This window comes from Leisingera aquimarina DSM 24565 (assembly GCF_000473165.1).
Classification (GTDB): Bacteria; Pseudomonadota; Alphaproteobacteria; order Rhodobacterales; family Rhodobacteraceae; genus Leisingera; species Leisingera aquimarina.
In genome coordinates this window covers 3252992-3277189 of the sequence record NZ_KI421504.1, presented here as the reverse complement: position 1 = coordinate 3277189, position 24198 = coordinate 3252992, and the positions used below count along the sequence as shown (strand labels likewise).

The following is a 24198-nucleotide window of genomic DNA, read 5'->3' as shown; positions in this document are numbered from 1 at the left end:
GATTTGCTGTTAACTTACAATGCGTCCGGGCCGGTCTCGCCGGTACGGATGCGGATCGCTTGCTCGACAGGCGAGACAAAGATTTTGCCATCGCCGATCTTGTCGGTCTTGGCGGCGTCGACGATGGCCTCGATCGCCTGGTCGACCTGATCGTCGTCCAGCACCACCTCGACCTTCACCTTGGGCAGGAAGTCGACCACGTATTCGGCGCCGCGGTACAGCTCGGTGTGGCCTTTCTGGCGGCCGAAGCCCTTGACCTCGATGACGGAAAGCCCCTGGACGCCGACGTCCTGCAACGCTTCCTTCACCTCATCCAGTTTAAAAGGCTTGATGATGGCTTCGATCTTTTTCATCGGCGTGGCTCCTCGCAAGCTTGTTGAGGGTGTCATTTCACTTCTAAATGAAGGCAGCAATGCACCGCTGTGCAGCTGCGGCATTTGAAGGCGGGATTTGAAGCCATCTGCCTAAAAATTAAGCATTGCGCCCGAAAAGTGCGCAGAATTGAATCGGGGAAGGGCAAAACTTGACCGAACTGCTGACCGCGGCCCAGATGCGGGCCATCGAACAGGCGGCCATCGAGTCCGGCGAAGTAACCGGACTGGAACTGATGGAGCGGGCCGGGCAAGGGGTGGTTGAGGCCATCTTTGAGGAGTGGCCGGAGCTGGCGGAGCCGGTTTCAGCCGGGCGAGGGGCCGGCCCCTCGCGCTCCCCGGAGTATTTGGAGAAAGATGAAGAGCCGCGCCGGGCCTTGGTTCTGTGCGGCCCTGGCAATAACGGCGGGGATGGATTTGTAGTGGCGCGGCTGTTGAAGGAGCGCGGCTGGGAGGTGGACGTTTTCCTCTATGGGAATGCGGAAAAGCTGCCGCCGGATGCCAAGGTGAATTATGAGCGGTGGCTTAAAGTTGGAACGGTCCGGAATTGGGATGACCAAAAAGTCCGCAGCACTTACGAAGGTGATGACGTCAGTCAGTTTCTGGTTGTAGACGCTTTGTTCGGCGTGGGGATGAACCGCGAAATGCCTTCTGATACTTTGCAGATGTGGTACGGGTTCATGCCATCGGCTCAATACCAATATGCGCATGAACCTAAGGGGGACAGGTTTGTGGCTATCGACCTGCCAAGCGGAATTTGCAGCGACACTGGAAAGAACTTCGGGGCCTTGCCCGCCCATCTTACGGTTACGTTCCACAAGCCTAAGCATGGGCATGTTGAGGGGGAAGGCCCAAACTTCTGCGGAAAAGTTATTGTTAAAGACATCGGTCTATAAGCTCAGTGAGTCAAACAGACGGAGCGGCTATGAATCCTTTTACAGAAGAAAACCTGCCTGACTTGAAGAAGGCTGCAGGACATAAGTATTCTCATGGTCACGCCCTTATCCTCTCCGGCGGCGCAGGCAAAACCGGGGCGGCCCGGCTTGCGGCCCGAGGCGCTTTGCGCATCGGGGCGGGGCTGGTCACCGTCGGCTCGCCGCGATCAGCGATGTTTGAAAATGCCGCCAACCTGACCGCCATCATGCTGCGCCAGATCGATGGCGCGCATGGGCTGGCAGAGCTGATGGAAGACGAACGGCTGAGCGCTATTTGCCTCGGCCCGGGCATGGGCCGCGGGGCGGACACCCAGACGATGGTGTTTGCGGCGTTAAAGGAAACGCGGCCCACCGTGCTGGATGCCGATGCACTCACCCGGTTTGAGCTGAAACCCGAGGCGCTCTTTGATGCCCTGCACGAAAACTGTGTGATCACCCCGCATGGCGGAGAGTTCGCCAGGCTGTTCCCGGATCTGGCCGAGAAACTGAACGCACCCGCCACCACAGGCCCGGCCTATTCCAAGGTCGATGCCACCCGAGAAGCCGCCAAACGCGCAGGCTGTGTCGTGCTGTTCAAAGGGCCGGATACGGTGATCGCCGCGCCGGACGGGCGCTGCTCGGTCAACTCCGCGCATTACGAGCGCTCCGCCCCCTGGCTGGCCACCGCCGGATCGGGGGACGTGCTGGCAGGGTTCATCACCGGGCTGATGGCGCGCGGGTTCTCCCCGATGCAGGCGGCAGAAACCGCCGCCTATATCCATGTGGAATGCGCATTGGAATTCGGCCCCGGCCTGATCGCCGAGGACCTGCCGGAGCAAATCCCCGCGGTGTTCCGCAAGCTGGGTCTGTAAAAGTCCGGCTCAAGCCGCTGGGCGCAGGTCTTCTTCCGGCGCGGCGGCGGCCGCCAGTTCCAGACCGCCTGCATAAATGACATGCGGGCGGGAAAATTCCAGGATCGTCAGATCCATCATCTGCAGCCCCAGATCGCGGATGAATTCGCCATCCACCAGCTCATAGGCCGGCACCACAGCCTGCGGCTGGCCGAACATCGCCTTGGCGCGCCAGTCGCGCACCAGGATCCGCTGGTCCCAGGGGACGGTCAGGTCGCTGTCTGCGCAGGTGTCGCCAAGTGAGCCGGCCGAAATGCACACGGCTTGCAGCATTGCACGGCGGGTCCGGACCGCTTCTACCCGGGCCATGCCCTGGGTGCGTGTGATGAGGCTGTCGCCTGCTTTGACCTCTTCCGCTGCGCGCTGGCCCTCGCGGGTCAGCACGATGGTGCCGCGCAGCAGGCTGATGTTCTGGCTGCCTTGATACAGCCGCCGGGGCTGTGCTTGGCCGCGCATCGCCAATTGCGCGCGCAAGGCCGCATTCCCAAAAGGTTTCATGTTGTTACTCGCTCTGTCTGCCTCAGACTTTTTTGTGAATCTATGCCAGAACCGGATTCCAGGCCCAGCCTTTTCCGGCGAAAGTCTGCTCATTGTTGCAATTATGCGGACGGATTGTTGCCGTTTTACACAGGGTGTCCGAGGCTGCGTTTTCCGCTCGCATCCGCCGCTGTCCTTTGATAATCACCGCGACACGCAAAGCGGTGCTTTGTGTGCGTGCGGGTGTGGCGGAATTGGTAGACGCACCAGATTTAGGTTCTGGCGCCTTTGGCGTGGGGGTTCGAGTCCCTTCACCCGCACCAAATGAGACTTATCTTCTTGAGCGTCAGCTAACAGCTTGAAAGGTAATGACACTTTTGGTGTTCGATAACCGCTTTTCCGGGAGTATCGAAGACGCTCGGAAAACGCTAACCTCAGCACCAGTTGTTTCAGCGGAAGGTCACCATTTTTGTATATTTCCCAAGGGGTTGCTAAAAATCTCAGCGAGTGTTCAATAAAATCCTCAAAATGGCCTGGGGCAGGCAAGCAATTCTGAGATTTTTCCTCCAAAAGGATCTTTTCCTCTTCGAGTTTTTGTATGCGTCGTTCATAGGCGGATACCACAGTCCGGTTTGTTGCTTCGATGAGGCGATCCACCGTGGTCTCGATATCCTTCTCAACTTTTCTCAGGTGTTTGGTCATCTCCTCCTTCTTGCTTCGTGCTTCCGATTGGCGCATTTCCCACGCATCCGTCAGCATCGCTTCAGCAATGTCGAAGAGCTTTTGGGTAGGCTGCATTTTCTGAATAATGCATGCAAATTCGTCCTCAATATTGGATCTCGGGATGGATTTTCCCTTTGACGGACAGCCGAATGTGTCACACCGATAATATGGATATTTTTTTGTTTTTTCCTTGGGACCAGCAGGAAGTCACTGGTTTGCCGCAATCATCACACAGAACGTAATTTCGTAGAGGAAAATCTTTGTGAATGTCTTTCCTCGCGGCTGGTCGCTTTTTTACGTCCAGAAACTCCTGATTGCGCGAAAATGTTTCAAAGGAAATCAGTGGTTCGTGCTGTCCCTTCCTGAGTGACACATCGTAGCCAGCAGATTTAATGCATCCGGCGTAGACCGGATTCCGCAGTAGCCTCGTTACTTTCGTGGCGCGAATCTTACCATTGGGGAGATCTTTCGGAAATCCTGCATGGGATTCGAGAAAACGCTTCACTTCTGCCTGCGATCGGAAGCGCCCATTTGCAAACCCATTCAAGGCTTCTTCAAGAATGGAAGCCTCTGGCTCGTCTCGAACCAATAGCAATCTGTGGACTCTACATTTTTTGAATTTGTAACCTACGGGCTGCTTGCTTGCCCAGTATCCCATTTCGAGGCGTGCTTTCGTTTTTTGAAATGATTGCCGTTTGTTTTGCTGACGCTCCAGTTCACCTGTCGCCACCACAATAGTCTCAACGAACATTCCTTCTGGGCTGTCATCGAACTTGAAATTCAGGCATTCAATTCGAGCACCTCGATCTTGAAATGCTCGACGTAGCTTTTTGTGGAACTCAGTGTCTCGTGTGAACCGTTTGAGATCGTCGAAAATCACCACATAGTTTTTGGTCGGCTGAGCATCTATGTAACTGAGAAGGGCCACCATTCCTGGCCGGGCCATGAAATCTCCACCGCCGGTAAAATCGTCTGGAAAAACTGCCTCTACATGGTAGCCATGTGTTTCCGCATACATTCTACACCGATGTTCCTGAGATTGTAGGCCGCTCCCTTCTATCTTTTGCTTTGCGCTTGAAACGCGGCAATAGATGATTGCCAATACCGGGGTTTCACTTTGAATATGTTTTGTAGTCATAGTTCCTCCAGTCGACCGTTCAAAGTCCAACAATGAGCTTGCTAATAAGATTGCAATGCAGGAAGAATCTCGTACCAACGTAACCAAAGCAACTGGAACTGGGCTAACCATTCGGGTCGTAGATTTTTCCTCTGTTCCTGCACCGTTTGTGTGCCTTACCGCTTTGTCGGTGGGTTTTCTTTTGAAGGCATCTGCAGTGGATGTACTTGATACCCAAGCTCAACCAACGACACGATTATTGTCCAAAGGGCCTGCAGAAGATTTTGTTTTTCTTCATCAGACAAATCCGGAGCGTCGAGCAATTCTTGATACCGATCGACGTCAACCGATGTTGTTTTCAAAGGTGTTCCAGGGGGAGCGCCCTCTTGCGTATGATGTTGTCCGTTGTCCAAAATAGGAATATTCATGCCAGCCTCCGTTTTCTCTACCGAAGTAGAATTCACACTTGGGCACCTGCGTTTGGTGCCTCTCAAGATGGACGGACGTGAGTTACTGCCCGGGAAGAGCTATTCATGCAGCTCAAAACAGACATTGGCCGGTTTCGTGAAATCCGAAGGCAAGGCGGTCTCTTTTTTTGAAATCTTGTCTTAGGAATTTTTTCTGAACGCTGAAAATTCAAACTTTTCACCCCAAAACAAGCTGGTATTGTGGATTTTGGAGATTTTGTCATCGGATCATCCTTTCTGGCCCAAACAAAGGGCAAACAAAGCAGACCAAATGCATCGACATCACGATTGGTGGCTTGAATTGCCGTTCAAGCACCATGGAACCGTCTACATTGGCCACAACAATGGCTGTGTTTGGAAAGGGTGGTCCTCTTCTACTCTTCAGCTTCAAATGAAACCTTCGTCTCTATATCACAAACTTTCAAACGTTAAAACGCCGTGTGTTGTCTTGAGTGCCATGTATCGCAACTTCTTGATGTTCGCCTTTGAGTTGAAAGGGTCCCGAACAGGTTGTTCGAGGAAAAAAAATTGCTTGGGCCAGAAGATCACGCAAGAGAGAAGATTGACTGTTTGCTGCACGCAGCGGGCTGGGAAACTCAAAACCCTGAGGATTTCAATAGGAATGCTTCCCTGGGCGTGGCTGTTCGAGAATTCCACCTTAAATCAGGTCCTTGTGACTATCTTCTGGTCGTCTCGGGCAAGGCTGCTGGTGTGATCGAAGCAAAAATGCGGGTGTCACGCTCAGCGGAGTTGCTGAGCAGTCGGAAAAAAAATGGCTGCATTGCCCGCCCATTTGGCCAAATGGGACAGTATCCTTGTCTTCGATTACGAAAGCACAAGTGATGAGACTTTTTTCCGATTTATGCGGGATCCAAAGCCTCGTTCAAGGCGTGTTTTTTCCTTCCATAAACCCGAAACATTGCTCGAATGGTTGAAGGATGAGGACACCCTGAGGGGGCGTTTGCAGACGTTGCCGCCGCTTGATTCGACGGGTCTTACACAGCTTGGTCTCGAAAGTTCCTCAGCAAAGCTATTCCCTAAGGGAACTGTTCTGATGGCCATGAACCAGCGGTCGCGGCTGAGTTGCCCAGGTCATCGAACATGCGTCTTCGAAAGGAATTCACCAAGGCGGACGAGGATGACTTCCCCAATGATGCCTTCGAATTCTTGGACCGATTTTTCCAAGGTTCGCTGAAGGAGCTTGAGGCACGAAATTCCGGGATTCAGGGGCGTCATCGTCGTATTGACGGAAACTGTTTAACGGCGGCGATTTACCAATATGGATTGTTGCGATCCCACCTTGGCACGTCGATGCCGTCGGGGGGCGGTTACAGCATCAAAGCCGTCTGCTATCCGAAGTCACATTGTTCAGGTTCGCGCCTGCAGCGAATTTACACTATCCGCCCTTCCTCACAAATGCCGTGAGCGGCCCATACATGCCATAGACCGGCCAACTCGAATGCTGCGGTGCGGCCCGTCATTGCCGACATTCGCAGCTTCTGAGAAATTAAGAGACATGCGATCTAACGCGGTGCGGACAGATCAACCGTTTCCTTTTGGTGCGAACTTCCGCAAGCAGACGGCTTTCTGGTGTCATGAGCGTGAACTTACCTTGGCCAACCAGTGTTCCGTTAGCGCATGCATCAATGCTCCTCCACGATAAAAAAACTTGATTTGCGCGAGTTCGTCTTAGCCGCCGGTGCGCGCTCAGTGCCCGCCCGCCTCCTTGACCAACCAGTCTAAGAATCGCTCGAGAGCTGGACTGCCGCTTTCAGTGACCGCGTAATAGAAGCCCTTTTCTCGGCTTGGCCAGATTTCCACCAACTCGCCGCTTTCCAAATCCGATGAGACCCAGTCACACACGGAATAGGCCACGGCTTCCCCACGGCGGACGGCCTCGATGATCAGGTTGCCGGGCATCTCGGAAATCTGTTCAGGAATAGAATCGCTCATGCCGTGACGCACAAACCAGTTTTTGACATCCGATACGCCAAGCTCCTGCAACCAGGGCAATGCTTGCAGCTTTTCATGTGTCCAAGGCTTTGCCGGTGCCAAATCTTTGTGGCACATGACATTAAGGGCGACTTCAAAAAGCGGCGATACCCCCGGTGGCAAGTCCTGATCGCGGCAATACCTTATGGCAACATCAAACCCGGTGTCTTCGAGCGCGCGCGTCTCTGCGCTCAAGTCAAGCTGAACACTCACGCCGGGATGCGCCGCCTGAAAGGATGTAACGCGGGGAACAAGCCAATACGCGGCAAAGCTGGGAGATGTCGTGACCCGTATCGCTTTCGGAGCTTTGTTCGCCATGACGGCGCGGACACCCTTGCGTATCTCGCCAAAGCCCCTTCGCAGGTACTGGGCAAGAACTTGTCCGTCATCCGTCAACAGCACTCCGCGCCTATGGCGTTTAACCAGCTTGATCCCCAGATGCCGCTCAAGTGCGCGCACTTGTTGCGTGACTGCCGGTTGGGTGACGTTCATGGCCCTTGCCGCCCCGGATACGCTGCCATGCTCAGCAAACAGGACAAAGGTCCGAATGGATGTCATGGATGGAAGGTCAGATTCATTCATAATCTGAAATTATACATCTTGAAAAATTCTTGTCTTGCCTGAATCGCGGTTTTGCATTCGTTTGTGCTGAAAATCGAATGAGGTGGCCATGCCAGATCTTTTCTCTCCATTAGTGATCAATAACGTCACCTTCAAGAACCGTATCGGGATGTCTCCGATGTGCCAGTACGCGTCCGTGGAGGGCGCCGCCACAGATTGGCATTTGGTACATCTCGGGGCGCGAGCTGTGGGTGGTGCGGGTTTGGTGATGGCGGAATGCACTGCTGTGTCACCCACGGGTCGCATATCAAACGGCTGCGCGGGCCTCTGGAATGACGCACAAGCCGAAAAAGTTTCGCAGATTGTGTCCTTCCTTAACGCCCATGGGGCAGTGGCGGGCATCCAGATCTCTCATTCCGGCCGAAAAGGTAGCGCGGCGACTGCGCTTGATGGCGGCAATCACATCTCCGATGAGAACGGCGGGTGGAGTCCAGTAAGCCCGACTTCGGAGCGGTTCGATCCAACGGAGCAACGGCTTTGGCGCCAGCCCAAAGCACTGACTGTTTCTGAGATCCAGGAAATTCAAGGACAATTCGTGAATGCCGCCAAGCTGGCGTGCGACGCGGGTTATCAGCTGCTCGAAGTGCATTGCGCCCATGGCTATCTGCTCCATTCGTTCCTGACGCCGCTTGTGAATACGCGCACCGACGAATATGGCGGCTCGCCGCAAAACCGCGCGCGTTTCCTGCTCGAAACTGTTGAAAAAGTCCGGGAGGTCTGGCCGGCAGATCGCGTTCTCGCGGTCCGGCTATCGGTCGACGACTTTGCCCCCGACGGGCTGACCGTCGAAGATATGGCTGAAATCGGCGGTTGGCTGAAAGAGCGCGGGGTCGATATCCTGGACTGCTCGGCGGGGGGAGCCGTGCCCGAGGCCCGAGGGGCGATCAACGGGCGAACACCGGAGCAGCCGGATATGGCCGGCGAGGTGCGCAAGCTTGCTATGATGCCCACCATGGCTGTCGGGGCGATCACGCGGGCGGAGCAAGCGAACGAGATCATCACCGCAGGAAAAGCAGACATCGTTCTCGTGGGCCGGGAAATGATGCGCAATCCCCATTGGGCTTTCACTGCCGCAAAGGAACTCGGCGTCGAAACGCGGCACGTCCTTGCAGAAAATTACGGGTTCTTCGTGGGCGCCTGAGGACGCGTCCGCTTGTCCCGAGAACGGTTAGCCAAAAGACCCTTCTCGCGCCTATCACCCCGAATGGGCTAAGGCAGGTGTCGCCTTGGCGATGCCACCACCGCCCGCAAACCCATGCAGCGAGTACTTTACGCGGCGATTGATGAAGGATCTTTGACAATGAAGCTTGGTTTTCTTGGGTTTGGCAGTATCGCCAGCGCCGTGGCGCAGGGCTGTGTCGCGGATGGGCATGATCTCTGGATCAGCGAACGCAGCACCACACGTTCTTCGGCCTTGGCGGCGGCGCATGGGAATGTGTCCGTGGCTGATATGCAGGCGATTGTGGATCATGCCGAAGTCGTATTTTTGGGCACGACAGCAGAAACCGCGCCCGGCGCATTGGCCCCACTCTCGTTTCGCGCGGGGCAAAAGGTCATCTCTTTCATGGTAGGCATCGAGACGGATGAAATCAAAAAGCTGATTGCGCCCGCCGAATTCGAGGCGATCATGATCCCCTTTCCGTCGATTGCTGAAGGCAATTCGCCGGTGCTCACCTATCCGCAGTCGGATACCATTGACGCGATTTTTGGCGCCTCCAACACCGTGGTGTCCGTGGCGAGCGAGGCCGCGCTTAATGACTTCCTCGCCGCACAAGCCGTTCTGTCACCCATAGTCAAGCTCTTGGCGACTGCCGTTGACTGGTTGGCGACGCGGACCGGTGATTATCACGGATCTGAACAGTTCCTGCGTCTGCTGGTTGGTGGATCACTGATGGCCAAACCAATGGACGCCCGTAAGGTCCTACCCGAGTTGATCGAGGCGCTGAACACACCAGGCGGTCTCAACCGACAGTTCCGGGAACAGATGGAATGTGACGGCGCATTCGCGGCTGCCAAACGTGGCCTGGACGATCTTGGCAAACGTCTTTCAGGTGAGAGCTGAAGGATGGAAGTGCGCGCAAATTTTCGAACGCGTGGCGCTCGGAAAGCCGTTGAAGCCTAATAGCATGGGCCGTCTTTCAGGACGGCCCAGAGCCGCTTTTCGGCTCGACGGTCAAGGCAATCGTGAAGCTTTCGCAATGCCGCTCGTGAACCTGCAGCATTTCGGGAGTCTGCATGACAAAAACGCGGGCTGCATTACCCTTTGTGCGAACAGTTCGAGTGGTCGGTTTCAATCACTTACCAAAGCCGAAGCCAAAAACCCGTTGGTAGACCAAGGCGCTTTCTCCAGTTTTTCCTTTTGGGCTATGCCTGATCAGTCAGCCATTCTCTGACAGTTGCAACGATCATTGGATTTCGTGGTTCACGGGGAGCGACCACATAGTACCCTTCCGAGGTTTTCGTCGAGAATGCAAAGGGCTGGCAAAGGAGATTGGCCTGAAGGTCGCCTTCCACGAACTCGCGGTTGGCCAGTGCAACGCCCTGACCGGCTATTGCCGCATCAATAGCCAGAGATGTCTGGCTGAATGCCATGGTTTTCATGTCCGACACCGGCAATTCTCCAAGGGCAGCTTCAAGGAAGAGAGGCCATTGGCCATGCGTGTCCTCAAGCAACACGTGGTTGAACAGGTCTTTTGGTGACCGGATCGGGTTCGGACCTGTGGCAAGATCCGGGTGGCAAACAGCGACCAGTTCGGCGGCGAAAAGCGGCTCGGCCACAAGCCCCGGCCCAAAGGGCGGTTTGCCCTGCCGGATCGCAATGTCGACCCCGTCGGTCTGAAAATTCGCAAGGGCGTTCGATGCATCCAGGCGAACGCGGATGTCAGGGTGATCCTGGGCAAATTCTCCCAGCTTTGGCACCAGCCATCGTGTGGCAAAGGATGGGGTAGAACTGATCGTTACCACGGCGTCTTGCGGCGACAGGTTGCCGGTCGCCTCGGCCATCATGTCAAAGGCACGGCGGATCGGCGGAAGGTATTTCCGACCTTCGTCCGTCAGGGATAGCCCTCGTGCCCGCCTCTCAAACAGTTTGATTTTCAACAACTCTTCGAGTGCACGTACTTGTTGGGCGACGGCACCTTGCGTGACGCCAAGCTCTTCGGCAGCAAGCCTGAAGTTCAGGTGACGCCCCGAAGCCTCAAAAGCTTTCAACGAGTTCAATGGGGGGAATTTGCGCATCAGATCTTGCCTAAGGAGGTAGAATTTCTACAGGGTTAAAGCAGAATTACTGATTAGTCAAACACCCGAAAGAGCGCCATTTTGGATCCAGATCGGCAACATAGACATCACGGAGACGGAAAAATGGCTGACAAGAAAGTGGCAATCATCATGGGTGGTGGCAGCGGCATGGGGGCAGATAGTGCGCGTCGTCTTGCAGCCGACGGCTTCAACGTCGCCATACTGTCATCGTCGGGCAAGGGCGAGGCGCTGGCGGCTGAGCTGGGTGGCATCGGTGTCACCGGCACCAACAAGTCCAGCGCAGACATGCAAAAACTGGTCGATGCAGTCATGGAAAAATGGGGCCGCGTGGATGTGCTGGTGAATTCGGCCGGTCATGGTCCCCGGGCACCTGTTCTCGAAATCAGCGATGAAGATTGGCACGAGGGTATGGAGGTCTACTTCCTGAACTCCGTGCGCGCCGCGCGGATCGTTGCTCCTATCATGATCGAACAGAAATCCGGCACGATCATCAACATCTCGACCTTCGCGGCCTTCGAACCCGACGCGGTTTTCCCGACCTCCGGCGTGATGCGGGCCGGTCTGGCCGCCTACACCAAACTGTTCTCGGACAAATACGCCGCGGATAACGTGCGTATGAACAACGTTCTGCCGGGCTTTATCGACAGCCTACCGGAAAATCCGGACTTCCTGGCGAAGATCCCGATGGAACGCTACGGAAAATCCTATGACGAGATCGCGGCCACGGTTGGCTTCCTCGCCTCGGAAGGCGGCGCCTATATCACCGGTCAAAATATCCGCGTCGACGGCGGCATCACCCGCTCGGTCTGATCCGGCCTGCAGCAACGAAAGACAAAATCATGAAACCGACTTCGAAAGACTCCTCATGGGAGATGGATCTCCCTGTGTTTTCCGCAACCCCGAAACATGACGCCTATGACGTTGTCATCATCGGTGGCGCCACCATGGGGGCCTGCACTGCCTGGTTCCTTGCCTCGAACCCCGATTTCAAGGGTAAGGTTCTGGTGGTCGAGCCCGATCCGACTTTCTCGAAGGCGCAGACCGGAGCATCGAACAACTGCATGCGCCAGCAATTCGCCAACCCGATCAATGTTAAGATTGGTCAATATGCGGCAGAGTTCGTGCGCAACTTCCGGGAAAACCTCGGTGGCGATCCAAAAGTGCCTGAACTGAGCATTCGCAACTTTGGGTATCTCTATCTGTCCGACAATGCCGATCTGACCAAGGTCCTGAAACGCGACCAAAGCGTCCAGAAAGAATGCGGGGCGGGCACCAGCATGGTCACACCCGACGAAATTTCGGCTGCCTATCCTTTCTACAAGCTCGATGACATCGAGGCGGGCAGTCTGAACACCGTTGACGAGGGGTATTACAACGCACCTCTGATGGTCGAATGGCTGATCAAGAAGTCGGTCGAACTGGGCGTCGACTATGCGCAGAACACGGTCTCCGCGATTGGCCGTGAAGGCGACAGGGTAACCGGCGTAACCCTTGCCACGGGTGAGACAATTGACGCCGGTGCCATTGTCAATGCCGCCGGTACGCGTGCCGGAGTGGTTGCCGATATGGCCGGGGTGGACCTCGATATCCAATCTAAGCGGCGTTACACATTCATCTTCCGCGCCAAGGAACCGCTTGACCGCGACCTGCCGCTGACCATCGACCCAACAGGCGTGCATTTTCGGCAGTTTGGCGACGATTACCTTGTTGGCTGCCCGCCGCTGGGGGAAGACGCAACTGTCGACGTCAACGATTTTTCGGCCGAGGAAACCATCTGGGAAGACAAGGTGCACCCGATCATCTCGAACCGCATCCCGCAGTTCAAAGATGTGGAAATCATCGACTTCTGGATGGGGCACTATGACTTCAACACCTTCGACTACAACGTGGTGATCGGTCCACATGACGAGGTGTCGAATTTCCACTTTACTAACGGGTCCTCGGGGCATGGCTCGCAACAGGGACCCGCGGTGGGTCGCGGTGTGGCCGAACAGATCATCTATGGCGAGTTTCGCTCGATGGATCTGTCGCCATTCCTCTATGAGCGCTTTGCCAAAGGTGAACGCGTGATCGAGCGCGCCGTCATCTGATTGTGATCGGCCAGTTCGCCTGAGCGGGTTGGCCATTCTCTGAACAAAGGAAACACCAATGTCCTTCAACGTGAAACTCTCGGGCGTGATGCCCGCTCTGGTTACTCCGTTCGATACCGACAACAAGATCGATTTTGAGGCTTTTGAAAACCTGCTGACCCATTTCCGCGAGGCCGGTGTGACCGGCTGGGTGCCGAACGGATCGACGGGTGAATACTTCAGCCAGTCGACCGAAGAGCGCCGTCAGGTTCTGCAATTCGTCAAGGATTTCGCCAATGACGATGAGATCCTGATCGCCGGAACCAACGCGCCCGCCACCCGCGAGGTGATCGAGCAGACCGCCATGGCCAAGGAAATCGGCTATGACAACGTGTTGCTGGCGCCGCCCTTCTACACCCGCCCAACCCAGGACGAACTGATCAAGCACTATGAAACCGTGCTGGCCGAGGTCGACGTGAACCTGGTGCTCTACAGCTACCCGGCCAAGGATGGGTCGGATATTTCGTTCGAGTTGATGGATCACTTTGCCGACAACCCACGCGTCATCGGGATCAAGGAAAGCTCGGGTGTGCTGCAACGCGCCATCGACATTTCTACCCGTTACGAGGGCAAGATCCAGCTGATCTCGGGCTCGGACGACATCGCGCTGGACTTCATGTTCTGGGGGGCAGACAGCTGGATTTGTGGCCCCTCGAACTTCCTGGCTCAGGCCTGCTGTGATCTGGACCGCACCTACAAGGCAGGGGAATTGGCCAGGGCCAAGGAGATCATGGCCAAGCTCTACCGGGCGATGAATATCCTCGAAAGCGGCAAGTTCGTGCAGAAGATCAAATATGGCTGCGAGCTTCAGGGGCTGCCGGTCGGCGAATGCCGTGCCCCCTTGGGTCCGCTGACCGACGAAGAAAAGGCCGCGCTGAAAGAGGCGCTGGCACCGATCCAGGCTATGTGATCCGAAGCTCCGGGAGCTGCTTCGGTGGCTCTCGGACCCCACTTACAAGGTGCGCGTCATGAGCACATCGCAATCGACATCCACAATTGTCATCGGTGCAGGGGTGATCGGCGCCGCCATCGCCTATGATCTGCAAAAACGGGGCCGTTCCGTTACCCTGATCGACCGGGATGCTCCCGGCTCTGGCGCATCTTTCGGAAACATGGCGTCGATTGCGGTGACCGAGTTCATGCCAGTCGCGCGCCCCTCGACCTGGAAACAGATCCCGGGCTGGATGATGGACCCAGAAGGCCCAATCTGGGTCAGCCCGCGCTATATGCCGCGCCTGATCCCGTGGTTTCTGCGGTTTCTGGCGGCCAGCCGTCCTTCGGCGGTGCGCAGATTGGAGGCGGCCGGGGCGGCCCTTTGTGAGCACGCGCTGGCGGACACGCAGGCGCTGATGCGCGAGATCGGGATCGTCGATCAAATGTCGAATGCAGGGTGTCTGTCGCTTTACGCCAATGAAGCGGAATTCCAGGCGGACCGTGAGCGCATCGACATGCTGGACCGGTTCGGATTCGACTACGATGTGCTGGATGCACCCGCGATCCGTGCGTTGGAGCGGGAAATCACCCAGAAAATCACCAAGGCTGTCTTGTTGCCGAACAATCGGACCGTGGCTGATCCGCAGAAGATCGTTTTGCGCCTTGTCGAGCGGTTCGAGGGGTTTGGCGGGGTGGTGCGCCGGGCTGATGTCACCGGATTTGAACGCGACGAGCGGATCACCGGGGTCCGTTTGGGCGCGGGGGTCTTGAGAGCAGATGAGGTGGTCCTCAGCGCCGGGGCTTTTACGGCGCGGCTGTCCAAGCTGCTGGGTGAGCTGATGCCGCTGGAAACGGAACGCGGCTATCATACTCAGATCATGGCGCCGGGGATCGAGATGGCGCATTCCATCATCTGGCCGGCCAAGGCCTTCATGGTCAGCCCAACAGCAGATGGCATCCGGGTGGGTGGCACGGTTGAAATGGCCGGGCTGGATGCAGCCCCGGACTATCGGCGCGCGAAAATTACCGTGAGGCGCGCCCGCGAGGCGTTGCCGAACCTGAAGGTCGAAGATTTCACCGAGTGGATGGGACACCGCCCGGCTTTCCCGGACACCATTCCCGTGATGTCGGCCTCGGCCAAAACACCGGGTCTGTTTTATGCGACCGGGCACGGTCACCTTGGCCTGACCTATGCGGCGACCTGTGCCCATCTGATGGGGGATCTGATCACCGGTGGCCAACCGGCGCTGGACATGTCCCCTTACCGAATTGACCGTTTCTAAAGGATCGCAAACGATGCAAAACCACTTGTTCATCAATGGCGCCTGGGTCGCGCCCGCCTCCGGAAAAATGTTCGATGTCGTCGATCCTTCGGATCGAAGCGTGTTCCATCAGGTCGCGGCAGGGAGTGCCCGAGACATCGATGCTGCCGTCGAGGCCGCGCGCGCAGCTTTTGACCATGGCCCTTGGCCACGCATGACCGGTGCCGAACGCGCCACCATCCTGCGCAAGATGGCCACCGAGATTACGGTTCGTACAGATGAACTGGCCCACATGGAAGTCCGCGACAACGGCAAGCCCCTGCCAGAGGCCGTTTGGGACATCCAGGACACCGCCGGGTGTTTCCACTTCTACGCCGACATGGCCGAACGGTTCGACAACAGCGCCGAACAGGAAATCGCGCTATCCATGGATGAATTCAAGTCCAAGGCGGTCAAGGACCCGGTCGGCGTTGCGGGTGCCATCATTCCGTGGAACTTCCCCATGTTGATGGCGGCTTGGAAGGTGGCGCCGGCCCTGGCTGCAGGCTGTGCCATGGTTCTAAAACCCTCGGAGCTGACGCCGCTGACCGCACTGGAATTGGGCGTCATTGCGCAAAAGGCGGGGCTACCAGACGGTGTCCTGAACATTGTCACCGGTTTCGGTCCGGATGCGGGCCAGCCGCTGACCGAACATCCGGATGTCGACAAACTGGCCTTTACCGGCTCAGTTCCCACCGGATCGCGGATCATGGCCACCGCCGCGCAGGACATCAAAACCATCTCGCTTGAATTGGGCGGGAAATCCCCGATGGTGGTTTTCGAGGATGCCGATATCGCCGAAGCGGTGGAATGGATCCTTTTCGGTATCTTCTGGAACCAGGGCGAGGTTTGTTCGGCTACCAGCCGGGTGCTGATCCACGAGGACATCTATCCCGCACTGATGGAACGGCTGGTGGCGGAAACCCGGAAGATCAAGATCGGCCATGGGCTGGACGATGGTGTTCTGCTGGGCCCCCTGGTCAGCCCGTCGCAACACGACAAAGTGCTGGCCGCCATCGAAAAGGGAAAGGCCGAAGCCACCTTGGCCACCGGCGGCGGCGTTCCCCAAGGGCTGGAACACGGCTGTTACGTGGAGCCGACGATTTTCACCGACGTGCCCACCGATGCCTGGATCTGGAACGAGGAAATCTTCGGCCCCGTCGTTTGCATCCGCAGGTTTGCAACCGAAGAAGAGGCGATTGATTTGGCCAACGCATCGCGCTTTGGCCTTGGGGCAGCGGTTCTCTCCAACGATCTGGACCGGGCGGAACGCGTCGCTCGCGCCTTCCGTGCCGGGATCGTCTGGATCAACTGCTCGCAGCCAACCTTCACCGAAGCGCCCTGGGGTGGCTACAAACAGTCCGGCATCGGTCGTGAACTGGGGGAATGGGGCTTCAACAACTACCTCGAGACGAAGCAGATCACGACCTACGACCGCTCGTCCCCGTGGGGCTGGTACATCAAGGAGTAAGAACCATGCGGTGGAAGCGCACGCTGCAGACCGTCGATGTTCACTGTGCAGGTGAGATCGGGCGGGTCATCACCGGCGGTGTTCTGGACATTCCCGGCGACACAATGGCGGCCAAGCTGGCCCATATCAACGAAGTGGACGACAGCTTGCGCCGCTGGCTCTGTTCCGAGCCACGCGCCGCCGCCAACCATTCCTTCGTGCTGATCCCACCGGCCTGCCATCCGGAGGCCGATTTCGGCATGATTGTGCTACAAAACGATCAGGCCCACGCCATGTCGGGGTCCAATTCCATGTGTGCTGTCACGGCCATACTGGAAACCGGGATGATGGAGATGGTCGAACCGGAAACCGTGGTGACGTTGGATACGGCCGCCGGATTGGTGCAAGCGACGGCCAGCTGCAGGGACGGCAAGGTCACGGGTGTCAGTCTGGACATGCCACCCTCGTTCGTAGCTGCATCAGGCGAAGTGGAGACGGCTGAATGGGGCCGCGTGGCTTATGACTTGTGCTATGGTGGCGTGTTTTATGCACTGGTCGATGTGGATCAAATTAGGCTGGCAATTGCGCCGGAGAACGCGCGTGCGCTTGCCGAGATCGGCGTCACCCTGCGGGACCAGATTGCCGAACAAACAGCAATTACGCATCCCGAGATCCCCGAAGTGCACGGGCTGGCCTACGTGATGTTCCGCGCGCGGGAAGCGGACGGGGCTATGCGCCATTGCACGACCCTCAAGCCGGCTCGCGCCGACCGCTCGCCCTGCGGAACCGGCACCAATTCCGCTATGGCCGTGCTGCTCGCCAAGGGAGAGATCGGGCCGGGTGATGAGATCACGACGCGCTCGATCATCGGTGGTGAATTCCGCGCCGAACTCTTGAGAGAAGCACAAATCGGGCCTTTCAGCGGCTGTCGTGTACGCGTGACCGGTCAGTGCTGGATCTATGGCATGTCCCAGATCGGACTGGAGCCCAGCGATCCATTTCCGAGCGGATTTATTCTGTCGGACACTTGGGGTGGGTGACGTGGATCAGCTGATACGGGCTTCCTCGGTGCTGTTTGTCGAGCGCGCAGCATTTGACTGAATGGGCTCAGAGCCGCCATGTGCCGCTGCGGAGCAAACCCGTAATCCATGATCGCCCGAGTGTCCGCTTTTATCGAGGTGGCAGGATCGTTTCGCGCGCACAGCGAAAGGCCACTGTCCGCCCTTCTTACAGGTCACCTTCGCTGATGCAGCGCCGATTGAGCCCTTGCAGGGAACGGCGGGAAAGTCCCGCGATTCAGTCGTCGGTTCGCCTCGCAGCTACACCTTTCAAAATTTTTTCGTTGAGGGGGCTTCGGTTTTCTCAGAATAGCCAATGTAATAGTCATGAGACAAATCAACCAAAACAAAAATGAGAAAAATACTGGATTGGGAAAGCTATTTGTCCTTTGTGGAATGAATTCCGCGGCTATCTTCTCACATCGACTTCGGTTTTTTCGTAGGTTCCCATGTATTGCGTTCAGCGTGAAAACTAAGAGCTGGGGTACGGTTCGCCGTTTGATGGATGTGCTACATAGAGTGACATGTGCGTTTAGGTTCGGATCGAGGTTTCGGCTGCCAACCCGTGAATGCTTCGCCTGACCTCCCTTCTTGACACTCGCGGAGCCTGCAATCTGAGGAACTGCTGTGAAATACCCACAACTTATGAGGTGAAAAATGTCAAACTCAAGCCATCCTGCCGTTATCTACGCCCAGTCTGCAACAGCGAACCCTTCCGCAATTCTCTCCCAGATCCAGGATTGCGAGGACAGGGCTGCTGATGCTGGGCTGATGATCGAGTGCACTTTTCAGAAACATGGTTGCGGAGCAAACGGCGAGCACCCCGCTTTTCAATGGATGACGCAGTTTTTACGTTCACAGTAAGGAAAGAAAATGATCGTGCTTACGAGCGATGCCGCGCGGATCGCGCGGCGATTTCAACAGTATCAGGAAATCCAGGCTGCTTTTGACGAGATGAACGTAGAATGTTGTTCGCCCCTACCTCCACGTGACCAAGCTGGAATGATGAAGGATCTTTTTGAGGCAGTGGATCTGCAACAATTTGAACAGACTGGAACGAATAGCCAATAAAAGTTCAAAGACGGAACCTGACTGGCAATTTGAGCAGGCCAGCGTTGAGTTGGTATTAGTGGCAATCGAACCTGATACACCTATTCTGTGAGTGTTCTTAGTTTTCATATTTTCTTTGTTTTGGGCAGTTTTTTCGAAGCCCCAAACAAAGAACAATTCAAACCAAAAAATGTGACCAGCGAGAGACAGCAGCCTCTCCGAACCGACATTAGCGCAAACCCAAGAAGGAAATCAGGCGCCCTTGAAACCCGAGCAAGAAAGCGAGGGTGCTGCGAAGGAGAACGAAAAATGTTCGACTTACACCACGACCCCCTGAAAGATCTCAGGGATTTTTTCCACCTGAAATCGGAAGCTCTGCAGAATGCGTCCGTCCTGCTCGGTGGCCAGCCCGGAGTTCGTTGCGTTCAGGCGCTGTTGGATGATTTGGAAATCCAGCCAAAGCTGACTCGCAGGATGGAGCGTAATCTGACCAGCCTCTACGATTTGCTGACTCTGGAAAACGTTCACGATCCGGACCGAATCGAGGCGGCGTGTTTCGCCGAGATCGATCCAACCTCGCCCATTGTGGAAAACATCTGTCTTCTGTCGGATGAACTATCCGATCACCTGCGAATGTACATCTCAGCTCAGGTTGATGCTCCCAATGCGCTGAAGCCAGTATGAAACAGCAAAGCCGGGGTCTGCCTGCCCACCTCGGCTTCTTGAGAGACAATGATGTCCCATTTCAGTGACCACCTCAGCAAAGGAGATTTTCCATGGCGAACGCAATCAATGAGCAGCTCGAGCAAGCCGTTCTTTCATCAATAAGGCAAGGACGATGGCTCGCCGAGGGATGGGAGGAAGTTGGTATCCGTCCCGCCCACAACCTCCGTCCGTTCCTGCCGCAACTGTTGCAGCGTCTGAAAGATGGGGACCCGCTGGCCATTAACGATGAAAACGCGTTGGATCTTATGGTGGTAGAAATCAGGACTGCACTGAACGAGCTCAAGCCTGGTTATGGTGACCTGGCTATGCGTATCGATACCTCGGAACATCTGATTTTTGACGAGAATAGGGAAAGGCTCCGCCAGTTGGCTGAGAGGTGGAAGAGTTTTCAGCGTATTCGCAGGCAAGTTCGAGACCTGCAAGCTGCTATGAGACAGCTAAAACTCGCTCTGCGCCGTGTTTAACTGTCCCAAAAAATGCCAGGTTAGAGATTGCACGCAGTCAAGCGAGTTTCAGAATTCAGAGCGATTTACTCGTGAGCACATTGATGTTCACAAGGTGTTCCCAAATTCAAAGTAGAGTTCCTATCTGCAAGTTCGGTTGGGGTCGGAGGGATATTTCCGCCCGAGAAAAGCAAACGACCTGGAAACCAGGTCGTTTTTCTTCGTGCATGGCATCTTCAGGTAGAGCTGATTGGAGCTAAACCGGCGGTACATTTTCCAATTTGAAGGCTTCGATTCTCTCTTCCCACTCAAGGAGTGCATCAATTAGAGTGTTCGAACTTTCTCTCTTTAGGCGCACCATTTACTCTCAATAGAACCCTTGTTTTTATGGCGCGGTGCGCGAGGTGAATTTGCTGGTTCCCCAGATGGCCCCCCAGGCAAATCAGTATAGGGTTTCGGCTTCAAGCCAGGCTGTCACTTCCTCGATTTTGACCACCGACATGCCGTTGCGCTTGTAGATCGGGAAGCACTTTTCCTTTGCGCGCCGGTATACGGTCGCCCGGCTCATGCCGAACAGATCGCGGCGCTCTTTGATCCGGGCATAGATTTTCATTTGAGCGCTCATACTGCTGCCTCTTGCCTTCTGGCCCAGCCGCCCCACTGGTCGGCTGCGGCATTCATCATTCCTGGGAAAGACCGGCTGCGCAGGCGAGCACGTTCCGCGCTGGGCGGCATGCGGTGGATCCGGTTCCATTTTTTCCATTCGTCTGTGCCCCGCTCAGGCTCCGGCAAGCGCTGTGTCTCGACCAGCTGGGGCAATCCGCGAATATACCAGCCTGTTGCCTTGTACGTCGGTTCGCCGAACCAGTGCGGCTGCACCATCTGCGGCGCGGGCAGATCGGCAGGCATCCTGTCGCGAGCCAGGTCGTTCATTTCAGGGTTCTCGATGGCAACGCGCGGGATGGGTGCTGTCCAGCAGGCGGTGAAGATGCTGATGCCGGGTTCGAACTCAGCGCGCATGTCGTCCCAGCTTTTGCCCTTGGGCAGTTGTTTCGGCTCAGTCCACTTTCCCGGGCCGCTCATCCAGCGGCGGCCAGAGCGGCAGAGGCGGGTGCAGGGTGGGTGCATTACTGCGAGCAGGTCCCAGCCCTCAAATAGGATGCCGTCGCGAATGTCGCAGCGGATATGGGGGTTCGATCCGTCTTCGGCCGCCGCGATGTCGCAGGACCATACGTTATGGTTACGGTCAGAAAAGGTGCGGCGGGCGATGCCGGAAGTCTCGCAGCCGATCAGAACTTTCAGGGGCTTCATTTCGATTCTACCAGTGTTTCTGTGGCGCTGGGCGCGGCCGGTTCGTGAGTGGTGGCTGCCGCGCCAGGGAAAAGTGGGCTACTGGTTTGCCTCGGAAGCGTTCTCTAGCAATTCTTCGCCACTGGTGTGCAGGTCGATATCCGGGAGAAAGCTTTGGGGCTTCCATGTGATGCGAGTGTGGAAGGTCGAGACGTCCGCGCCCACTGCCTGCACCGCGAAATAGGAGAGGTTCTCAGAGCGTCCAAGGTAGTGCTTCTTGAAGTCCCCCACACCGTCCTTGCAGACGGCCGCCAGCTTTTGCGTGTAATCCTCGATGGAGCATCGCCCCAAGACCGAAACCACTTCGGTGTCTGTCCACGTATTGTAAAACACAATGTTGCGGATGATTTCGAAGTTATCGGCAGCTTTGGATAGGTTGCGGGATGCAATTACAGCGTCATCCTCGTTACAAGCGGCCAGGGTCAGTGCGGCCAGGGGCAGCGCGGCCAAGCCATAGGCTGAGATGGATTTCAGTTTCTTCATCTGCGTTCCTTTCGGCGGGTACCATCCCGCGGGTGTTCAAAAAGGGCCGGGGGCTAACCCCGGGCCAGTTGATGCGTCGGCAGGTTTCTGGCCTCGGCAACAGGGAGTGTTTTGGGCAACGGCGCCTGGCCGCTGTAGGGGCAATCGGGCCGCCCATCGGTCGCGCCCCGGGAGCCGTCGAGCGTGTGATGGAGCCGGGCCGAGCGGATCCACGCGTCCAGAGCGCTGGGCATGTCGTCGCCGCTGGCCGTGATGCCCAGCAGGGAGACGTGCCAGCGCACGGCATCGTAATCAAAGCGGTCGCTGGGATCGGCGCTGCCTGGGAAAACCTTGCCGCCCAGCGTCTGCAGCAGCATCGCCTGGCGGAACGGGCAGCGGCTTTGCATATCCTGCGCCGCAGCGTAGATTTCTTGCCGGGTGGGTTCCACTACTCAGCCCCTGCAGATCCGGAATGAGCCAGGCGCGCCTTGGCGATCCAGTTGTCGATTGCCTCGTCTTCGCCCGTGCCGGTGGCGCAGATGCCGTGCAGCTGGATCTCGACCAGCGCCTGCGCTGGAGCCTGGTAGGGGTAAAGTCCGCCGGTCTCGATCACGGCGCAGGCGACGGTGTCGCGGCGGTCCCTGCCGATCATACCGGCGATGGTCTCTGCAAACCGCGCGGCGGTGTCTGCTTGCTCTATCGTCATGGCGTGTCCTGTTCATTGGTGGCGCGGGCGAGAATTTGGAGGATTGCACCGCCCGCGCCGGTCCGCGCCGCAAGGCAGTGGCGCAGATGCTCAAGAGAAACCGGCGCGTGCAATCCTCCTTCAGGCTCCGGTTTGTCAGTTATTTTTGTGCGGGCGGGCCGCGTGGGGCCGGGCGGCAGGCCGCTCCGGCGGCGGTCATGATATCAGAGGGCATGACAGCGAATGCAGGGTCAGGCTGCATCGCGGCGCGGCACCGTGATATTCTTTTCCGCGATTAGGCTGCGCACCCTGGCGCCGACACGGGCGAGGGTCTGGTCGGTCGGCTCCGGCGCGGGTTCGGGCCGGTCAATCAGATGCGCGGCGCGCAGGCGGGCAGGGTCAAAGCCCTGGCCGCGCGCAGCCTTCATGGCGGCCCATGCGGTCGTGAACAGGGTGGTGTCGTCAAGGTAGTTCTCGGGCGATCCGGCAATCTGGCGGGCATCCCGAAGCACACTGTTGGTTTGGTCTTGCATTCAATCCTCCATCGGTTGATACCGCCATCGATAAGCCAAGCAAAATGCGTAGCTCAAGATAAAAACTAAACAAAATGCTTAGTTCGCGTTAGTGCCAGGTCTACGATTTAGCGCAGCTATTGCCGGTGGGGGATTCTGAGATTGCAGATTTGGCGCAACTCATTGGTGGTCAGAGGCCAGTTGACCCCCGAAAACATCTCTAGCTGATGCGGAATAAGACCAATGAATACTGACGACGAAAGGTTCTTGCGGTTGCTAAAAGAGGCTCGCAAGCGTTCGGGGCTGCCCTTGGATTTCTGGGCTGATCTTACGGAAGGGTTGGATTACAGCTCTTTGGAGATTCTGGTGGGTAGGTCTTCGATCTTCCCGAAGTACATGAACTCGAGCGGCAAGCCGTAGCGTTTCCTTAACTTTTTGGCGGCGGTCAGGGATAGTTCACGCTTTGCGTTCTCGAAGGGGCCGTAGCCCTGTTCGGTCATGCCTGCCCGCTCCGCAAACTCCTTCTTTGAGAGGCCGAGTATCTCCCGGACCCGCCTCAGGCGCGCTGCTACGGCTTCAATATGGTCTTCCTGGTCTTCCAGCATGTTCAATATCTACCCTTGAAGCTGAATTGCAGCACTGAACAATTTGCGTATTTATAAACTAAACGTAATGCATAGTAACTGTACGCATGAATGAAGAGAATAGACCCCAGACAGTTGCTGAATTCCTCGAGGTATCTGACCGTGCCCAGTTTCAAAAGGAGACTGGGTTTTCGGTCCAGCTTGTCACACGCGCAAAACGTGTCGGCCTGTTTCCGGCTCACTGGTTTTGGAAGGTTCGCGAATACTGTGACAGGAGGGGAACCAAGGTTCCTGAGCACCTTTTCAAAGGCCATCCCGACGCCAGTGGAGAGGAAGCCGCATGAGCCGCCCCCGCCTGACCCTAATTGTGAACAATGATGTGCCATGCCCTGACACTGGGGCAGGCGCTGGGCAAACGTCTTGGTCAAAACAATTTGACCCCTACGCCCTGAAGGTCAGCGCGCCTGACCTATGGTCGAGCTACTTCCGCGCCCGGTTTCACAGTCCGCGCGAGGTCGCGCTGTTCTGCGACGTATCATTCCAGACCGCGTTAAACTGGTGGGGCGCCGTCACAGCCCCCACCAGCCATATTGCGCTGCTTGTCATGCTGACCGACCCCGCCGCGCCGGAGTTCTTCGGCCAGGCGATGGAGCGGGCGGCGTGA

The 24198-nt window shown here is 56.7% G+C and carries 27 protein-coding genes, 1 tRNA gene and 1 pseudogene; 16 read left to right on the top strand and 13 right to left on the bottom strand.

All coding sequences use genetic code 11. The features are described 5' to 3' along the window. Positions 1 to 14: 14 nt before the first annotated feature. A complete protein-coding gene (locus AQUI_RS0120370) occupies positions 15 to 353 on the bottom strand; it encodes a P-II family nitrogen regulator (protein WP_008554830.1) in 339 nt (112 codons plus the stop codon). A 170-nt stretch (positions 354 to 523) separates the two neighbouring features. On the opposite strand from AQUI_RS0120370, the pseudogene AQUI_RS28505 reads away from it, so the two are divergent. Next, positions 524 to 2157: pseudogene (locus AQUI_RS28505) on the top strand (NAD(P)H-hydrate dehydratase). A gap of 9 nt (positions 2158 to 2166) precedes the next feature. On the opposite strand, the gene AQUI_RS0120360 reads toward AQUI_RS28505, so the two are convergent. Then, complete coding sequence (locus AQUI_RS0120360) at positions 2167 to 2694, bottom strand: Hint domain-containing protein (RefSeq protein ID WP_027259156.1); 528 nt, start codon at positions 2692 to 2694, stop codon at positions 2167 to 2169. A 218-nt stretch (positions 2695 to 2912) separates the two neighbouring features. Between AQUI_RS0120360 and AQUI_RS0120355 the strand changes: the two genes are divergently transcribed. Then, positions 2913 to 2996 (top strand) — tRNA-Leu (locus AQUI_RS0120355). 554 nt (positions 2997 to 3550) lie between these two features. Here AQUI_RS0120355 and AQUI_RS29435 read toward each other — a convergent pair. Both AQUI_RS29435 and AQUI_RS30930 read right to left on the bottom strand, forming a co-directional pair. Then, positions 3551 to 4534, bottom strand: coding sequence for a recombinase family protein (locus tag AQUI_RS29435; RefSeq protein ID WP_169730817.1), 984 nt, complete (start codon positions 4532 to 4534; stop codon positions 3551 to 3553). Positions 4535 to 4689: 155 nt separating this feature from the next. Further along, positions 4690 to 4941 (bottom strand): hypothetical protein, encoded by a 252-nt coding sequence (locus AQUI_RS30930; RefSeq protein ID WP_156916888.1) that lies wholly within the window; start codon positions 4939 to 4941, stop codon positions 4690 to 4692. 549 nt (positions 4942 to 5490) lie between these two features. Between AQUI_RS30930 and AQUI_RS30925 the strand changes: the two genes are divergently transcribed. Next, entirely contained in the window at positions 5491 to 5823 is a 333-nt protein-coding gene (locus tag AQUI_RS30925) for a hypothetical protein (RefSeq protein WP_156916887.1), read from the top strand. Between the two features lie 258 nt (positions 5824 to 6081). Continuing rightward, the gene (locus tag AQUI_RS30920) at positions 6082 to 6405 is read left to right on the top strand and encodes a hypothetical protein (protein WP_156916886.1); all 324 of its coding nucleotides are present in this window, start codon (positions 6082 to 6084) and stop codon (positions 6403 to 6405) included. A 282-nt stretch (positions 6406 to 6687) separates the two neighbouring features. On the opposite strand, the gene AQUI_RS0120335 is transcribed toward AQUI_RS30920, so the two are convergent. Beyond that, positions 6688 to 7530, bottom strand: coding sequence for a LysR family transcriptional regulator (locus tag AQUI_RS0120335; protein ID WP_211236040.1), 843 nt, complete (start codon positions 7528 to 7530; stop codon positions 6688 to 6690). Positions 7531 to 7642: 112 nt separating this feature from the next. On the opposite strand from AQUI_RS0120335, the gene AQUI_RS0120330 reads away from it, so the two are divergent. Both AQUI_RS0120330 and AQUI_RS0120325 read left to right on the top strand, forming a co-directional pair. Continuing rightward, the gene (locus tag AQUI_RS0120330) at positions 7643 to 8734 is read left to right on the top strand and encodes an NADH:flavin oxidoreductase/NADH oxidase (RefSeq protein WP_027259151.1); all 1092 of its coding nucleotides are present in this window, start codon (positions 7643 to 7645) and stop codon (positions 8732 to 8734) included. Positions 8735 to 8893: 159 nt separating this feature from the next. Then, on the top strand, positions 8894 to 9655 hold the full coding sequence (locus AQUI_RS0120325) for an NAD(P)-binding domain-containing protein (RefSeq protein ID WP_027259150.1): 762 nt from the start codon (positions 8894 to 8896) through the stop codon (positions 9653 to 9655). 302 nt (positions 9656 to 9957) lie between these two features. On the opposite strand, the gene gcvA is transcribed toward AQUI_RS0120325, so the two are convergent. Further along, positions 9958 to 10830 carry a transcriptional regulator GcvA gene (gcvA, locus tag AQUI_RS0120320; RefSeq protein ID WP_035920127.1) on the bottom strand — a complete coding sequence of 291 codons (873 nt, stop codon included), beginning with the start codon at positions 10828 to 10830 and terminating at the stop codon, positions 9958 to 9960. Positions 10831 to 10953: 123 nt separating this feature from the next. On the opposite strand from gcvA, the gene AQUI_RS0120315 reads away from it, so the two are divergent. The 9 genes from AQUI_RS0120315 (at position 10954) to AQUI_RS0120275 (ending at position 19962) form a co-directional block, all read left to right on the top strand. Beyond that, positions 10954 to 11661, top strand: coding sequence for an SDR family oxidoreductase (locus tag AQUI_RS0120315; protein ID WP_027259148.1), 708 nt, complete (start codon positions 10954 to 10956; stop codon positions 11659 to 11661). Between the two features lie 29 nt (positions 11662 to 11690). After that, entirely contained in the window at positions 11691 to 12941 is a 1251-nt protein-coding gene (locus tag AQUI_RS0120310) for an NAD(P)/FAD-dependent oxidoreductase (protein WP_245596952.1), read from the top strand. Positions 12942 to 12999: 58 nt separating this feature from the next. Then, positions 13000 to 13890 (top strand): 4-hydroxy-tetrahydrodipicolinate synthase, encoded by an 891-nt coding sequence (dapA, locus tag AQUI_RS0120305; RefSeq protein WP_211236039.1) that lies wholly within the window; start codon positions 13000 to 13002, stop codon positions 13888 to 13890. A gap of 58 nt (positions 13891 to 13948) precedes the next feature. Then, a complete protein-coding gene (locus AQUI_RS0120300) occupies positions 13949 to 15196 on the top strand; it encodes an NAD(P)/FAD-dependent oxidoreductase (protein WP_027259145.1) in 1248 nt (415 codons plus the stop codon). A 13-nt stretch (positions 15197 to 15209) separates the two neighbouring features. Beyond that, positions 15210 to 16685, top strand: coding sequence for an aldehyde dehydrogenase family protein (locus AQUI_RS0120295; protein WP_027259144.1), 1476 nt, complete (start codon positions 15210 to 15212; stop codon positions 16683 to 16685). Positions 16686 to 16690: 5 nt separating this feature from the next. After that, complete coding sequence (locus AQUI_RS0120290) at positions 16691 to 17704, top strand: proline racemase family protein (protein ID WP_027259143.1); 1014 nt, start codon at positions 16691 to 16693, stop codon at positions 17702 to 17704. An 891-nt stretch (positions 17705 to 18595) separates the two neighbouring features. Beyond that, complete coding sequence (locus AQUI_RS0120285) at positions 18596 to 18793, top strand: hypothetical protein (protein WP_027259142.1); 198 nt, start codon at positions 18596 to 18598, stop codon at positions 18791 to 18793. Between the two features lie 288 nt (positions 18794 to 19081). Then, a complete protein-coding gene (locus tag AQUI_RS0120280) occupies positions 19082 to 19456 on the top strand; it encodes a hypothetical protein (protein WP_027259141.1) in 375 nt (124 codons plus the stop codon). A gap of 92 nt (positions 19457 to 19548) precedes the next feature. Beyond that, the gene (locus tag AQUI_RS0120275) at positions 19549 to 19962 is read left to right on the top strand and encodes a hypothetical protein (protein ID WP_027259140.1); all 414 of its coding nucleotides are present in this window, start codon (positions 19549 to 19551) and stop codon (positions 19960 to 19962) included. 421 nt (positions 19963 to 20383) lie between these two features. Here AQUI_RS0120275 and AQUI_RS0120270 read toward each other — a convergent pair whose 3' ends face one another. The 7 genes from AQUI_RS0120270 to AQUI_RS0120240 all read right to left on the bottom strand — a co-directional run bounded on the left by AQUI_RS0120270 (position 20384) and on the right by AQUI_RS0120240 (position 23555). After that, a complete protein-coding gene (locus tag AQUI_RS0120270) occupies positions 20384 to 20566 on the bottom strand; it encodes a helix-turn-helix transcriptional regulator (RefSeq protein WP_027259139.1) in 183 nt (60 codons plus the stop codon). Continuing rightward, positions 20563 to 21252, bottom strand: coding sequence for a hypothetical protein (locus tag AQUI_RS0120265; protein WP_035920123.1), 690 nt, complete (start codon positions 21250 to 21252; stop codon positions 20563 to 20565). The genes AQUI_RS0120270 and AQUI_RS0120265 overlap by 4 nt, the downstream gene beginning before the upstream one ends. Positions 21253 to 21330: 78 nt before the next feature. Beyond that, complete coding sequence (locus AQUI_RS28495) at positions 21331 to 21774, bottom strand: beta-sandwich lipoprotein (protein WP_035920121.1); 444 nt, start codon at positions 21772 to 21774, stop codon at positions 21331 to 21333. 53 nt (positions 21775 to 21827) lie between these two features. Continuing rightward, positions 21828 to 22202 carry a hypothetical protein gene (locus AQUI_RS28490; protein WP_051371947.1) on the bottom strand — a complete coding sequence of 125 codons (375 nt, stop codon included), beginning with the start codon at positions 22200 to 22202 and terminating at the stop codon, positions 21828 to 21830. Continuing rightward, complete coding sequence (locus AQUI_RS0120250; RefSeq protein WP_027259137.1) at positions 22202 to 22459, bottom strand: hypothetical protein; 258 nt, start codon at positions 22457 to 22459, stop codon at positions 22202 to 22204. The genes AQUI_RS28490 and AQUI_RS0120250 overlap by 1 nt, the downstream gene beginning before the upstream one ends. Before the next feature lie 230 nt (positions 22460 to 22689). Next, positions 22690 to 22971 carry a hypothetical protein gene (locus tag AQUI_RS0120245; RefSeq protein ID WP_027259136.1) on the bottom strand — a complete coding sequence of 94 codons (282 nt, stop codon included), beginning with the start codon at positions 22969 to 22971 and terminating at the stop codon, positions 22690 to 22692. A 323-nt stretch (positions 22972 to 23294) separates the two neighbouring features. Then, a complete protein-coding gene (locus tag AQUI_RS0120240) occupies positions 23295 to 23555 on the bottom strand; it encodes a helix-turn-helix transcriptional regulator (RefSeq protein WP_027259135.1) in 261 nt (86 codons plus the stop codon). Between the two features lie 319 nt (positions 23556 to 23874). Here AQUI_RS0120240 and AQUI_RS0120235 point away from each other — a divergent pair, with 319 nt between their 5' ends. Continuing rightward, entirely contained in the window at positions 23875 to 24198 is a 324-nt protein-coding gene (locus AQUI_RS0120235) for a hypothetical protein (RefSeq protein WP_027259134.1), read from the top strand.